This is a genomic window from Methyloglobulus morosus KoM1 (assembly GCF_000496735.2).
In the GTDB taxonomy this organism is placed as follows: Bacteria; Pseudomonadota; Gammaproteobacteria; order Methylococcales; family Methylomonadaceae; genus Methyloglobulus; species Methyloglobulus morosus.
Genome location: NZ_AYLO01000052.1, coordinates 12,906 through 27,512 on the forward strand (window position 1 = coordinate 12,906; position 14,607 = coordinate 27,512).

General features: G+C 47.9%; 13 protein-coding genes and 1 pseudogene. 8 read left to right on the forward strand and 6 right to left on the reverse strand.

Features of this window, described 5'->3' with window-relative positions; genetic code table 11:
• Positions 1-5 precede the first annotated feature (5 nt).
• Both MGMO_RS07575 and nifJ read right to left on the reverse strand, forming a co-directional pair.
• Positions 6-1,019: a dihydroorotate dehydrogenase-like protein gene (locus tag MGMO_RS07575; RefSeq protein ID WP_023494457.1), complete on the reverse strand. Its 1,014-nt coding sequence runs from the start codon at positions 1,017-1,019 to the stop codon at positions 6-8.
• Positions 1,012-4,647: a pyruvate:ferredoxin (flavodoxin) oxidoreductase gene (gene nifJ / locus MGMO_RS07580; protein WP_023494458.1), complete on the reverse strand. Its 3,636-nt coding sequence runs from the start codon at positions 4,645-4,647 to the stop codon at positions 1,012-1,014. Before nifJ ends, MGMO_RS07575 begins: the two co-directional genes overlap by 8 nt.
• Positions 4,648-4,730: 83 nt before the next feature.
• Between nifJ and MGMO_RS19530 the strand changes: the two genes are divergently transcribed.
• Complete coding sequence (locus tag MGMO_RS19530; RefSeq protein ID WP_161808474.1) at positions 4,731-4,895, forward strand: AAA family ATPase; 165 nt, start codon at positions 4,731-4,733, stop codon at positions 4,893-4,895.
• A 168-nt stretch (positions 4,896-5,063) separates the two neighbouring features.
• Here MGMO_RS19530 and MGMO_RS07585 read toward each other — a convergent pair whose 3' ends face one another.
• Positions 5,064-5,507 (reverse strand): host attachment protein, encoded by a 444-nt coding sequence (locus MGMO_RS07585; RefSeq protein WP_023494459.1) that lies wholly within the window; start codon positions 5,505-5,507, stop codon positions 5,064-5,066.
• A gap of 507 nt (positions 5,508-6,014) precedes the next feature.
• Between MGMO_RS07585 and MGMO_RS07595 the strand changes: the two genes are divergently transcribed.
• Positions 6,015-7,220, forward strand: coding sequence for an ABC transporter permease (locus MGMO_RS07595; RefSeq protein ID WP_023494461.1), 1,206 nt, complete (start codon positions 6,015-6,017; stop codon positions 7,218-7,220).
• Between the two features lie 2 nt (positions 7,221-7,222).
• Complete coding sequence (locus MGMO_RS07600; protein WP_023494462.1) at positions 7,223-8,422, forward strand: ABC transporter permease; 1,200 nt, start codon at positions 7,223-7,225, stop codon at positions 8,420-8,422.
• 202 nt (positions 8,423-8,624) lie between these two features.
• Here the strand turns inward: MGMO_RS07600 and MGMO_RS19935 are convergent, their stop codons facing one another.
• Positions 8,625-8,780, reverse strand: coding sequence for a hypothetical protein (locus tag MGMO_RS19935; protein ID WP_023494463.1), 156 nt, complete (start codon positions 8,778-8,780; stop codon positions 8,625-8,627).
• Between the two features lie 56 nt (positions 8,781-8,836).
• Here MGMO_RS19935 and MGMO_RS07605 point away from each other — a divergent pair, with 56 nt between their 5' ends.
• From MGMO_RS07605 to MGMO_RS07620, 4 genes and pseudogenes are all read left to right on the forward strand, one after another.
• Positions 8,837-9,661, forward strand: a complete 825-nt coding sequence (locus MGMO_RS07605) for a hypothetical protein (RefSeq protein ID WP_023494464.1) — start codon at positions 8,837-8,839, stop codon at positions 9,659-9,661.
• A gap of 155 nt (positions 9,662-9,816) precedes the next feature.
• On the forward strand, positions 9,817-10,341 hold the full coding sequence (locus MGMO_RS07610; protein WP_023494465.1) for an REP-associated tyrosine transposase: 525 nt from the start codon (positions 9,817-9,819) through the stop codon (positions 10,339-10,341).
• Between the two features lie 344 nt (positions 10,342-10,685).
• Positions 10,686-10,907, forward strand: a complete 222-nt coding sequence (locus MGMO_RS07615; protein WP_023494466.1) for a VPEID-CTERM sorting domain-containing protein — start codon at positions 10,686-10,688, stop codon at positions 10,905-10,907.
• Positions 10,908-11,224: 317 nt separating this feature from the next.
• Positions 11,225-11,712, forward strand: a pseudogene (locus MGMO_RS07620) (REP-associated tyrosine transposase).
• A 64-nt stretch (positions 11,713-11,776) separates the two neighbouring features.
• Here the strand turns inward: MGMO_RS07620 and MGMO_RS19535 are convergent.
• Positions 11,777-12,040 (reverse strand): hypothetical protein, encoded by a 264-nt coding sequence (locus tag MGMO_RS19535; RefSeq protein ID WP_152976317.1) that lies wholly within the window; start codon positions 12,038-12,040, stop codon positions 11,777-11,779.
• A 540-nt stretch (positions 12,041-12,580) separates the two neighbouring features.
• The gene (locus tag MGMO_RS07630) at positions 12,581-12,934 is read right to left on the reverse strand and encodes a barstar family protein (RefSeq protein ID WP_023494469.1); all 354 of its coding nucleotides are present in this window, start codon (positions 12,932-12,934) and stop codon (positions 12,581-12,583) included.
• Between the two features lie 754 nt (positions 12,935-13,688).
• On the opposite strand from MGMO_RS07630, the gene MGMO_RS07635 reads away from it, so the two are divergent.
• Complete coding sequence (locus MGMO_RS07635; RefSeq protein WP_023494470.1) at positions 13,689-14,234, forward strand: Lcl C-terminal domain-containing protein; 546 nt, start codon at positions 13,689-13,691, stop codon at positions 14,232-14,234.
• The last annotated feature ends 373 nt before the right edge of the window (positions 14,235-14,607 follow it).

The window sequence follows — 14,607 nt, forward strand, 5'->3', positions numbered from 1 at the left end:
GGTGTTTATCTTAAAACCCCACTGGGATACGAATAACTATCCAGCACTTGCACGTAATTAGCCCGCTCGTAATTAGTTGGGTCAATGGCATGTTCCCGGCTGACGCTGCCCTTTAATTGTTGGACGGATTCGTATTCATGCTCCACCAACCAGTTTTCCAGATCATTACGGATTTCAGTTAACCGTGTACTGCCCAGTTTGAGCAAGGCGCTGCATAAATGCACGACATCGGCACCGGCAAGCAAGGCTTTTACACTATCTTCAGCCGTATGAAAACCGCCGGTCACGGCCAGCGAAATCTTGACTTTCCCGTATAACAAAGCCGTCCACCGCACCCGTAACAAAGACTCTGCAGAGGTGGACAGCTCCAGTTTCGGCATTACCTCTAGCGTTTCCAGGTCAATATCCGGCTGGTAAAACCGGTTAAAAATGGCAATGCCGTCGACACCTGCCGCTTCCAGGCGTTTAACAAAATGGATCGGTGAACTGAATTGCGGCGATAGTTTCATGGTGATGGGTACACTGACGTGCCGTTTAAGTTCCTGCAAAATCGCTATGTACCGGTTTTCCACGTCTTCACTGCTCTCTTCTTGATTCGCCGCAACATGATAGACGTTCAGTTCCAACGCGTCTGCACCGGCTTCCTGAAGTTGCTTGCCGTAATCCACCCAGCCGCCGATTGATATGCCGTTCAAACTGGCAATCACCGGTATACCCAGCGCCGATTTAATTTTTTGCAAATTTTCCAGGTACTGATCTTGATAAGTTTGAACATGCTCCGGTACAGGATGAAAGGAATCGGCCTCGCCGTGACCGATGGCTTGTTGGTAAAAAAAGCGTTCCATTTGCTGCGTTTCGGCTTCGATTTTTTCTTCAAACAAGGAATGCATGACCAGCGCCGCCGCCCCGGCATCTTCGAGCCTACGCGCCGTATCGGCATCTTTAGTGAAAGGGGAAGCAGAGGGCACCAGCGGATGCGCCAGTTTTAAGCCTAAATAGATCGTCGTTAAATCAACCATGACCTTTCTCCACAGCGCTGTCGGTTTTTAACTGCGTCTTGACTGAAGGCACACGAGTGGTTTCATTCCATTCTAATTCCGACAATTGTTTGTAATAATGGTAACGGTTCCTGACTTCTTGCTGCGCTTGTTCCAGAAACCGCTCGGCATCTTCCGGGTGCGTTTGCCATAACATGCTGAAACGGGTTTCCGTGTTAACAAAATCACGGAGCGGAATTGAAGGCTCGGGTGAATCCAAGTGCATGGGGTTTTTACCTTGCTTGATTTTATTCGGGTCGAACCGGAATAACGGCCAATGGCCGCTTTTTACCGCCAGGCTTTGCTGACGATGGTTGTTGGACAGGTCAACACCGTGCGCAATACAAGGCGCATAGGCAATGATGATTGACGGGCCGTCATGCGCTTCCGCCTCTAAAAAAGCGTTCAAGGTCTGCGTATCTTTCCCGGCGTAGGCAACATGGGCGACATAAACATTGTTGTAATCCATCGCCAACAGGGCCAAATCCTTTTTAACCTGGGCTTTGCCACTGGCTGCGAACTTCGCGACCGCACCCAGCGGTGTAGATTTCGATTTTTGCCCCCCGGTATTCGAGTAGACTTCGGTATCCAATACCAATATATTCACATTACGGCCGCTCGCGAGGACGTGGTCCAAGCCGCCGTAACCGATGTCGTAGGCCCAGCCGTCGCCGCCGACAATCCAGACGCTTTTTTTGCATAACTGGTCGGCGAGTTGCAAGAGGGATTGGGCAGCGGGTTCGGATAAGCCTTGCAAACGCTGTTTGAGTTCGGTTATCCGTCCGCGTTGTTCGTAAATGCCAGCCTCATCGGATTGGTCGGCATTCAGGATGGCATCGACACATTCACTGCCGAGTTCCGCAGTAAACGATATTAACAGCTCTTTAGCCTGTTCGTTTTGCTTATCCAGTGCTATGCGCATGCCTAAGCCGAATTCGGCATTGTCTTCAAATAAGGAGTTGTTCCAGGCAGGCCCACGGCCTTCGGCGTTTTTTGTCCACGGCGTTGTCGGTAAGTTGCCGCCGTAAATCGATGAACAACCGGTGGCGTTGGCAACGATCATCCGGTCGCCGAACAGTTGCGACGCCAGTTTTAAATAGGGCGTTTCGCCGCAACCGACACAGGCGCCTGAAAACTCAAATAAGGGCTGCATGACCATCGAGCCTTTGATGGTGTTGGATTTTATCAAACGGCGATCGTATTCGGCGATGCTTAAAAAGAACTCCCAGTTTTTCCGTTCGGTCTCTCGCAAAGCCGGTTGCGGATGCATATTCAATGCTTTCCGGCTGGTGTTGGATTTATCCCTGATCGGACAGATATCGACGCATAAAGTACAACCCGTGCAATCTTCAGGCGCGACTTGGTAGGTCATTGCAAGCCCGGCTGGAAAATCCTTGCCTAACATCGGCGCGTGCTTAAAAGTTTCCGGGGCGTTTTGTAACAATTCAGTCGAATAGATTTTGCTGCGGATGACGCCATGCGGGCAAACCATCACGCATTTGCCGCATTGGGTGCATAAATCGGTTTCCCAAACCGGAATTTCCAGCGCCAGATTGCGTTTTTCGTAAGCGGCGGTGCCGGTCGGGAACGTGCCGTCGACGGGCAGCGCACTGACCGGTAACCAATCGCCACGGCCTGCAATAATTTCCCCGGTGACTTGCCTGATAAAGTCTGGTGCCGACTCTTGAATCAGCGAATGAATATCAAAACCGCTACTTACGTTTGAACGAACCGGCACTTGATGTAAGCTGGCGACAGTCTCGTCAATTGCCTTGAAATTGATTTCAACAATGCGTTGGCCTTTTTTACCGTAGGTTTTTTCCACCGCCTGTTTAATGGCCGCAATTGACCGGTCTTGCGGCAACACGCCAGAAATGACAAAAAAACAGGTTTGCATGATGGTATTGATGCGTTTGCCCATGCCGCTTTTCTCGGCAACCGCATAACCGTCGATCACGTAGAAACGGATTTTTTTTGCAATCATCTGTTGCTGCATTTTACGCGGTAGCGAATCCCATACTTTATCCGGCGGTTCCGCGGAATTCAACAGGAATACCGCATTATCCGCCGCGTTATCCAACATGTGGTAACGCTGTAAAAATATCGTCTGATGGCAACCGATGAAGTCGGCATCATTTTCACCGATCAAATACGTTGAACGGATTGGCTTCGGGCCAAATCGAAGGTGCGATACGGTTACGGCACCGGATTTTTTGGAGTCGTAGACAAAATAGCCTTGGGCATAGAGATCGGTGGCTTCGCCGATGATCTTGATCGTATTTTTATTGGCGCTGACGGTACCGTCACTGCCCAGGCCATAAAACATGGCCTGGAAAGTCCCGTCATGCGCATCGGTGCGGTAACTCGGGTCCCACTCTAAACTGGTATAAGTCACATCATCGTAAATACCGACGGTGAAATTATTTTTAGGCTGGTCATGCTTCAACTCATCGAAAACCGCTTTAATCATGCCGGGCGTGAATTCCTTTGATGATAAGCCGTATCGCCCCCCGACGACCTTTGGTAGTATCGTAAATTTTGGCGAGCCGCTCATCGCATTCGCTGCAATAGCGCCCAAGACATCCTTATATAACGGTTCGCCGCCTGCCCCCGGCTCTTTGGTTCGGTCAAGTACCGCAATTTTTCGGCAGGTCGCTGGTAACGCTGCAAGTAAGCTATTCGCATCGAACGGACGATACAGACGTACTTTAAGTAAACCCACGGCTTCGCCTTGGCGATTGAGATAATCTATCGTTTCTGCTACAGCCTCAGCACCGGAACCCATAATGATTAGAACTCGTTCGGCTTGTTCCGAACCGACATAATCGAATAATCGATAGCGTCTCCCGGTTAATTCAGCAAACCTGTCCATAGCTTGTTGGACGATTTCAGGAAAAGCTTCGTAATATCGATTGACTGTTTCCCGGGCTTGAAAATACACATCCGGATTTTGGGCAGTACCACGCAATACAGGTTTATCGGGTGTTAGTGCCCGGTTTTTATGGGCGACAACCCATTGCTGTTGAATCATTGCGCGTAAGGTAGCGTCATCCAGGACTTTGATTTTGGCGACTTCGTGGGAAGTCCTAAAGCCATCAAAAAAATGCATGACAGGAATTCGGCCTTCTAAACTGGCCGCTTGCGCTATCAAGGCAAAATCCATGGCTTCTTGCGGAGAATTGGAGCACAGCATGGCAAAACCGGTCATCCGCGCCGACATGACGTCGCTATGGTCGCCGAAAATTGACAAGCCCTGGCACGCTAAAGAACGGGCGGCGATATGAAAAACAGTGGGCGTTAATTCACCGGCGATTTTGTACATATTCGGCAGCATCAACAGCAAGCCCTGGGAAGCCGTAAATGTCGTAGCCAAGGCCCCGCCTTGCAAAGCGCCGTGGATTGCTCCTGCCGCTCCGCCTTCGCTCTGCATTTCAATGACTTCCGGAACAGTCCCCCATAAGTTTACTTGACCGCGTGACGACCATTCATCCGCCCATTCCCCCATACTGGATGATGGCGTTATCGGGTAAATGGCAATGACTTCATTCAACTTGTGGGCAATCATTGCAACCGATTGATTACCGTCGATGGTGAGCATTTGGGTATGCATAGTGATGGTTTCCAAATGGGCTGGAACGGGCTTTATTACTAAAGCCGTACAAATACCTAATCTCGAAATTAATGTAGGCTATTGTGACTATTAAGCTTGAACAACGGGAATTGTTTCACCATCTTGCCAACAAAAGCCACGTCAAGTTTTCTATTGTCGATTTCCAAGCATCCTGGGAAACCTTATGCAACCGCATCGCACAACGGCAGCACGACCCTTCAGAAACAACAATTACCGTTCTTCAGTAGCAAGCGGCACAACCATTCTCGGATAAAGAAAAAAGCCATGGCATTACTATAAATACCGAAGGGACCGATGAGATATTAGAACAACTCTTGACTGCTTTAAGTTCATCAAATTGACGAATTTTGTTTTGCTGCGCCCTCCCCGACCCTAACCTAGATTAGCCTGAAACCTCAAGAATGTGACAAATATTCAGGTAAGTGTTTGCGAATTTCTACGGCACTCAGGGTGGTGACATTTTTATCCAGCTCGAAACAAATGTGATGCTTAATGAGTTCCGGTAAACAATTGCGTAATAAGCCAAGAAAAGACGGTTCGGCAATAATCAACAATTGCTCGAATTTGTTTGCGTTGAGCGCGGCCTCCAGGTGTTTGGCAACACGGTGTGCAAAATTGTCGGCCTCGTGTTTTTTTGGGTCGGTGGGTTGTTCAAACGCATGGCCGCTACCATCCGTATTTTTAATTCTTCCAGGCAGGTCGGTCGTTATTTCCCGGTCATGCAGCCGACCTTCCGTATGTGTCAGGTCTTCGATTTCCTGTAGCGCAGACGAGGGCGTATCGGCCGTAAAAATGCGTGCGTGGACGTTATCGGCAACGAGTATCCAGGTTGATTTCATGATTATTTTCTCCAAGACGGATTAGGACTCATGGGTGCATAATGCATCACTTATTTTCTTAGCAGCCAACCCCCTTGTTTTTAGGGGCAGTCTGTTTTCAGGGTTAGAATTAAAACTGTTTTAAAGTAAAACCATTATTGATTAGACTACCCTGAAAGCTGGGGGCAAGATTGATTTAGATCAAAAAACTTAAAAGATCGGGCGTTAAAGTGCCTATCAGATGTTTAAAGCTAATGGGGTGGGTCGCCTTTTAAATACAGCGCTTTATAATAAGGACAGTACGGAAAATTTTACGCCCATTTCGGCATTTTCAGGCGGCCTACTGATAGTGGTGGTTTTCACAATCTACGCTGGCTTTATTGCCCATCGGTTTGTTATGAGCTTAGTTGCTGCCCACACCCTGAGCACGAATGCCCCAAAGCAAACTCGGAGTGGAGCCTAAAAATTTCCTAAGGCGTATTGAGCGTTAATACGCCACCATGATTGGTAGCCATACCTTAGGTTGATATGCTCATAGAAGACACATTCCATCATGCTTTAACGTCCATCAAGTCCCAATGGCTGCGGACGGTGCTGATTGTATTGGCGATGAGCATAGGCATAGCTTCCGTCACCGTGCTGATCGCATTGAGCGAAAGCGCCCGTAGTTATATTGTCAATGAGTTTGAAGCCCTGGGCACGCATCTTGTCATCGTCTTGCCAGGACGCACAGAAACCACCGGCGGTGCGCCACCGATATTTGGCGAAACGCCAAGGGATTTGACCTTGGAAGATGCAGGATCTTTGTCACGCAGCCCTTACATTGCCGCAATTGCGCCGTTGACGATAGGTGTCGCGCCGGTTACGTCGGCGGGGCTGGAGCGGGAAACCAATGTGTTCGGCTCAACACACGAACTGCTGCGGGTGCGGCATTTGACGATGGCGCAAGGCATTTTTTTGCCAAAAATCGATACCGATAAAGCCTTGTCTATTTGTGTTATCGGTCAAACCATACGTAAGGAATTGTTTGCCAATACATCTGCTTTAGGCCAGTGGTTACGGATTAACGACAGGCGTTTTCGGGTTATTGGCGTGTTGGCTTCGGAAGGTGAATCCATTGGTGTCGATTTTGATGAGATGGTGATCATTCCGGTTGCATCGGCCCAAGCCTTGTTCGACACGCATTCCTTGTTCCGAATCCTAATCGAGGCCAAATCGAGGGAAGCGATGATAAAGGCGGTAGATGAGATTAAAAAAATAATCAAACTAAGGCATGAAGGCGAGGAAGACATAACGATTATCACCCAAGACAGCGTTGTCAGCGCGTTCAACAAAATCCTGCTTGCGTTGACTGTTGCGGTCGGTTGTATTGGGGGCATTAGCCTTATTGTGGCGGGCGTGTTGGTGATGAACGTCATGTTGGTCAGCGTTACGCAGCGGACTGCCGAAATAGGGCTGTTAAAAGCGTTGGGCGCATCCAAAACCCAAGTGCAGTGGCTTTTTTTGGCGGAGTCCATTCTGTTATCGTTGGTAGGCGCATTGACCGGCTTGTTGATTGGGCAATTGGTCATATCAGTTATCCAAACGGTTTATCCCAAGTTTCCAGTCGACCTTCCGAATTGGGGCTTATTGTCTGCCTTGGGGGTTTCAATTTTTACGGGCTTGGCTTTCGGCGTGTTGCCTGCCCGCAAAGCGGCAGGGCTTGATCCGATTGCCGCATTGGCTAAGCGATAACCATGCACTTCTTTGACATAGTGCGGCTGTCCTTTCGCACGATCGCATCCTATAAGTTGCGCTCTGCACTTACGTCGTTAGGTTTGATTATCGGTATCGCTGCAGTCATTATCCTGACCTCGTTGGGTCGTGGCCTTCATACTTTCGTGATTGCTGAATTTACCCAGTTTGGGACGAATATCATCGGTATCCATCCGGGGAAGAAATCCACGTTCGGCATATCGGGAGCGACCATGAACACCGTGCGTCCGCTATCAATGGCAGATGCCGCCGCTTTGGCCAAGTTGGCGGGCGTTGTTGCCGTCGTGCCGGTCGTGCAAGGCAATGCGCGGGTTGAAACCGATAACAAGCAGCGGCGCAGCAATGTTATCGGTGCTGGCGATGCCGTCCCGCAGGTCTGGAAAATACGGCCCGCTTTAGGTCGGTTCTTGCCTTCTGGCGAAGATGCAAATCCCCGCACTTTTGCCGTCCTGGGAGATAAGCTGGCGACCGAATTATTTGGGCAAACAAGTCCGTTGGGGAAACGTGTGCGTATCGGCACGGATCGTTATCGCGTGATTGGGGTAATGGAAAAAAAAGGGCAGATGCTGGGTTTTGACATGGATGACACGGTCTACATTCCTGCCGGAAAAGCCTTGGAGATGTTCGATAGGGAGAGTCTGATGGAAATTGATTTGTTGTACGGCAATAATGTAACCGTTGCAGCCTTGCAGAAAAACATTACGAACCTGCTAACTGCGAGGCATGGCGGTGAAGATTTTACCTTGATTACCCAAAACCAAATGTTGGAAAGCATGGATTCGGTCCTTAATATCTTGACGTTGGCAGTGGCTGTCCTAGGGGGAATCTCCCTCTTGGTGGGGTCAGTTGGGATCATTACCATCATGACCATAGCCGCCTCAGAACGGGTGTCTGAGATTGGCTTGCTCAGGGCCATAGGTGCGGAGAGGGATATCATATTCAAGCTGTTCTTGTTTGAAGCGCTCACGCTAAGCGCAGTGGGTGGCGTAATAGGCGTTATCGCCGGAATTGGGGTTGTCGGTTTAATCAGCATCCTTGTACCCGCCCTTCCTGCCGAATTGGCTTGGGCATACGTCGCCGCTGCCTTTTTGCTTTCTTTGCTTATCGGTATCGTTTCTGGGGTGATACCCGCGATGAAGGCGGCACGTTTAGACCCGTTGCAAGCATTGCATTCTGAATAAAATTTCTGCGCCAGCAAGGTCAATGCCGCGTGGCGATAATTTTATTGGTTTGACTTCTCCTTAATGGTTCAATCTTATCCGTCATTTCGTTTCACCGGGATAACAGTATCTGCGATACAGAACGAAGCCCTTCCATTGCGGCGTTCCAGCGTAAAATGTGGAAACGATAAGCGAAAGACCGTAAAGAAACGGTAGGCGACAGCTATTGCGGTTGCTGTGGTAGGGCGAAATAGCGCAGCATATTCTGCTGCATGTAGTGAATGGACAATAAAACTGAGATGGCTTTTAGACAAAATACGGCGCACTGCCTTTCAGTTAGTGCGCCTTTGGACTTAACAAACAAATATAACCAGCGCATAAATCAGACTCCGCTTCGCTACGCGGGTTATGTGGATCGCTTGGAGGTAGGGACGAATGTCACACAATAGCGACAACCAGGACGAATCCCGAAAATCGGTTTGGGTATTGAAGGATAGTTTGCAAAAACTCTCACTAGCACTTTTACCGTTTGCCATTGCTTTGGCAAGTTATGCGTTTCTTGAATATAAGAGCATATACGAGAAAATGGATACGATCCCTTCACAATTGAAGGAGTATGCGGTTTTAGATCGAAAATTTCATCGGGAAATGGCGTCTATGAACAGTCTGAGCCACATCATGGAAAGAAGCCGTCAATGGTACGAGATGCTTAATAATTCTGATTTTTTTAAGGAGTCATCATTCGCCGAACGCAGTCGTGCTTCTTGGTACACAAAAATCTCACTACGCCGATCCGAATTAAAGCACGATCAAGGGAGTCTTCATCAGTTTGATGCGAATATTTATCCACATCTTCACGTGTTAGCAACATCGGTTACCAGTATGCTCCAAAACGAAGATGATATGTTGAACCATTTATTACAGTTCCACGAGAACCAAACCAAAGACATAGCAAAACTAGAGGAGCGCTTGCAGTATTACCAGAAGTTCGATGATATATTGCTTGAAGTTATCAGGGATTCTAATGCCTACGTGGGTTCGCTTAAGGCATTCGGTGATGAAATTGAGTCGATGAAAGACGAAAACTCATTGAAATACGATCGGATGTCAGCAGTTTTGAAAAGTTATGAACATTCTCTCTTGATTAACCGGGTTTTATTGATCACAAGCGGAATCTGTGTCGTCTTATTGAGTTGCGGGGCACTTGGTCTTCCGAAAAGAAAAAAGGAATCCGAGTCTTCCCGCATTATAGTTCCGTAGTTACGTTCGAACGAACGCTTTCTAGTAGGAACAAAAGAGCACGGACGTAAATCTAAAGGCATAGCCTTGATGGTCTCACTGGTCAAGGCCGTAAGGCGCAATAACCATCGGGCATTGCGCCGTATTTAAACTTGCAGAGGAGTGACGATAGAAAAATGGACTACCGGCGTGTTTGGCATCAAGGCGGAACCTATTTTTTTACCGTCAACCTGTTGCAACGGAAAGGCAACGACCTGTTGGTGCGGCACATCCAGGCTATGCGGGAAGCGGTCAAAGTGGTCAAGGCGCTGCATCCGTTCGAGATACATGGCTGGGTGGTGTTGCCGGAGCATTTTCATTGTGTCCTCGAGCTTCCGCCTGACGATGCCGATTATGCCGCCCGTTTGCGCTTGATAAAAATTGGTTTTTCCAAATTGTTGCCCAAAACTGAGCGGAGGTCTGCGGTGAGGGTAAGGCGTGGCGAACGCGGCATCTGGCAACGCCGATACTGGGAGCATTTGATACGGGATGAAGCCGATTACCGGGCGCACCTGGATTATATCCACTATAACCCGGTCAAGCGTGAGTGGGTGAAACAAGTAAAAGATTGGCCTTACTCCACGTTCCACCATTGGGTCAGGCAAGGCGTTTATCCCCTTGAGTGGGGCGGTTGTGAAGGAGACTTAAATGAAATTGAATAATGCGCGGCACGAATAGCAATACGGCCTTGTTTGGTTATTGTTTAACCGATTTACTCATTTATTCAGCAACTGCTATGTTTATTAAACAGGCATTTCCGTCAAATTAATTGACTAATTGCTACAGCCCCCTAGTGCTCAGCTATTTGGTTAAGTTTTTTCACACTGAAAAAATCGCTTTCTAACCGAATATCTTCAATTATGTTAGCTACCGCACTGAACGCGTCCAGTTTTAAGGGCACACTTGCCAAGATTTTTTTGAAAAGTTAGTCATAAGAAATTATCAATTTGCTGGTTAGAAATTTTGACCAGCCCTATTTCACTAGTGAAACCGTGAGGTGTTTAACATGAAAATACAACCAACATTAATTGCTATCGCAACAAGTTTATTGTTTGCCTCGAATTTCGCTGTAGCTGAATCAAAGCATGAGAAACGAGATAATCATGAAAGGTCTGAGCATCCGACCCAAGCCCCTGAAATATCCGTTGCATCGGGAACCAGCGCGATTGCACTGCTTGCCGGTGCCCTGTTGTTGATGGGCGAAAGAACTCGAAATCGACGTTCCTAAGTTTTCAAAGACATTTATATAAAAAAGCCGTACCAGCATTTTAAAATACTGGTACGGCTTTTTGCATTTTAGGGACGTACAAACTTATTATTGATATTTTGACACCAAATGAATCGCTTGGGTATTAGCCAATACCTTCGCGCCGTGCAATTTCGACATCATATTTCAGCAGCTCAACCAACAAGCTGCGGTTGTGAAGTTCGGTAAGGGGGATTGTAGAAAGCCAATTTTTGGATTTTTTCTTCGGCTAAGACCGGGCGCGATAACCATCGGGCATTGCGCCGTATTTAAATTTGCAGAGGAGTCACGATAGAAAAATGGATTGCCGACGTGTTTGGCATCAAGGCGGCACCTATTTTTTTACCGTCAACCTTTTGCAACGGAAAGGTAATGACTTGTTGGTGCGTCATATCCGGGCTTTACGGGAAACGGTTAAAGTGGTCAAGGCGCGGCATCCGTTTGAGATACATGGGTGGGTGGTGTTGCCGGAGCATTTTCATTGTGTCCTCGAGCTTCCGCCTGACGATGCCGATTATGCCACCTGTTTACGGTTGATTAAGGTAGGATTTTCCAAAGCGTTGCCCAAAACCGAGCGGAGGTCTGCGGTTAGGGTAAGGCGTGGCGAACGCGGCATTTGGCAACGACGTTACTGGGAACACTTGATAAGGGATGAAGCCGATTACCGGGCGCACCTGGATTATATCCACTATAACCCGGTCAAGCATGGGGGGTGAAACAAGTAAAAGATTGGCCTTACTCCACGTTCCACCATTGGGTTAGGCGGGGCGTTTACCCCCTTGATTGAGGTGGTTATGAGGGAGACTTATACGATGAATGAAATGAGCTTAATACGGCGCAATGCCCGTTGGTTATTGCGCCTTTGGCCTTGCATCGGACATAGACCGCGACGAGTAGCTATAGATGTCGAAGAAGTCGTAGAACTGTGCAGCGAATGCGAGCGATTCCTCTGCCGGACTATAGCGAAAGCGATACTTAAAGACGCTAGGGTTTTCGCCCCGTACGGGTTCAGATTGTAAATACGCCTGGGAAATCTTAACCGTATCGACCGTGGGCTGATGCTCCACGACCTGATCGTCCTCAATCGTACTGTAGAAGTCTGGAGATATGACCATAATCGGTTGAATCCACTTCGATTGATGGTGATGAAAGAATACGGCTCTTGCGAGATGCTGAATGCAATTGTCGAAACGAGGCCGATCGATTCTCATCGCGCGAAGCGCGCCGTTGGAAACAGTTCCTTGGTCTGTAAAGAGCGCTGAGTACTTACCTGGAGAGCGGCGGACACCGCGAAGCATCTTACCCAGAAATTGATGTTCTGCAACCCTACTTGCCCTAACCGCAGTAAATAGGATGACTGCACGTAAGTATTCGTCGTCCTCCGACTTCTTGGAATTGTGAGCATCGCACGACGGTACCGTTATTAGATTGCGCCGAAGATCCTGTCCGAAATCCTTTTCCTCAGGAAATAGACACTCAGGAGGTGCGTGCTCTTTAGATGTCTTTGGAGCGTCGCACATGTAGCATGTAGATACTGGCTTCATTCACTTCCTATCGCATAACGGTTGAGCTGAGCGCCGCGCGCGCCACTATTTGAGCTTGGCGCTTTATCTTCCACACGTACGCTCCAGCGAGGTGTTAGGCAGCAGCCCAGGCTATTCATGGTAAGAAAGCGCCAGCACGGGCGCACTCCCCTGCTCGAGCCGACGCCAGTTAACGAAGGCGGAGCAGTCGTTCAGTGCCCGGTATTGTTCCGGGCATCGCTTCGAGAAGGCCTTGGCGTTGAGCACTTTGACTAAAACGATGCCATCAGGCGGTGAGTGAACTTTGCTCATTCCTGCACTTGGATCGTCTAGGTCGGTCATGCTATCGATCCAAGCATCCATGTTGCGACCATAAAAGTCGGGAAAGCCGAACGCCTTCGCGAAAACCGCGTGAAATGACGGCCAGTCCCGAATTTCAGAGGCATCTATTGCTACTTGCTTGAATGGTACGCTGCCGTTGGTCATTGTGGGCTTGCTGTCGTCTAACTTAAAGCATGCACCTTTTCAGGTGTATAGCAGATTTCAGAAAAGTTGTATAACACATTGCTTCCTTTAAATTTAACAAAAACTTATCATAGCCTAATTCTTGTTAATTTGCAGTTTGTCCAAGTTGAAAATACACCGAGTAATCGGTTTCCAGAAACTTCTAGAATCAAGTGCGGGATTACGAGTGTCCGAAGTTAGCAAACACTGAATCTTTCTTAATCCTAAGTGAAAAGAATCGTGACCGTCTGAAAAGACGCCGTTTCTGATGGTAGAAAATTGACTGCCAAAAAATTTGGCAGGACGCATTTCAATTTTTTTCACATCGTCAGTAGAGAAACGAAACCAGCAATTCGAAAAAAAGTCAGTTTAAAAGGTGAAAACCGATCCAAAACGACATTCTATTAATAAAAACGAATGACTGTTTTGGTTTATATGGACAGTCGACTTTTTTGTTTAATATTTCGTTAGTGTAGTAAGATATTGAGCGAAATGCTTCCTATAAGTTGGGTTTTTCAGACAAAATGGTTCATTTTGTCTGACGTTGGTCACTTACTCCGTATTGATTTGATGGCCAAAAGCCAGACTTGCCGCAAGACAAGGACTGAAAATCACTTGTCTTGAATGATACAGCCGGCTTGACTAGCGTGACATCGTTATGATCAGTAAACTTTTTGAGTCCTTTTGGTCGGCACATAGAACAGATGTTATGTTTAACTTCAGATAAGGAAAAATTATGCACACACCAATCTGGGAACTATTCCAAGACGGGAAAGAAAATCCGGTTCATTGGACCGATCACACACCAAATCGCCGTTTCGCAATCTATAACCCCGGTGACACGAGAAATCCGGATGACGATCTAGTGCTGGACAAGGAAACAGGTCTGATCTGGCCAAGAAATGCAAATCTGTTTATAGACCCTAACACCAAAGCTAATGCATGTAATTGGTTGGATGCAAATACAACCTGTCGTAATTTTACATTTGCTAATCGCCAAGGATGGCGTTTACCGACAGTTGAAGAATTGTCCAGTTTGGTTGATACTCGTAATTCGAGTCCTTCTTTACCGACCGGCCATCCATTTGTGTCGGTTAAGTTTGGCGCGGATAATCCAGTCTATTGGACCAGCACTAATAGCGAGAATCCAACCGGAGCCGCATGGTTTATCAATTTGAACGGCCCCAATGCCGGCGGCGGCGTCGGACTCTCAGACAAGGCTGGAGTGGGATTTGTATGGCCAGTTCGTGGTGGACACGGCGGTGTGAATTGGAATTGGTAGTGGTATTGGCGCATAAATTCGCCGAAGCCATGATGTAATGAGGGTAGCTGCGGAAGGCAGTCACCTCTGTGATAGCCTTCCGTACGAGTTAATAATTCTATTGTCTCCTCTTCCGTTTCTAGGCCCGCCAAGCCCGAGGAGCAATCTACATGTCTTTTTGCACTGAATCTAAAGGCAAAGCCTTGATAGTCTCACTGGTCAAACCAGTGGCTTACCTCTCAAAGAGTTACCTGATTACCCATAATGAACAGCCAATGTTATAAGCTGTCTACATTGATGATTCCGGCACATCAATGATAGGTAACGTCATGAAAAACAAAGTCCAATTTTAAAAAGGTTTTAGCCTGAGTGAGTTCATGACGCATTATGGGAC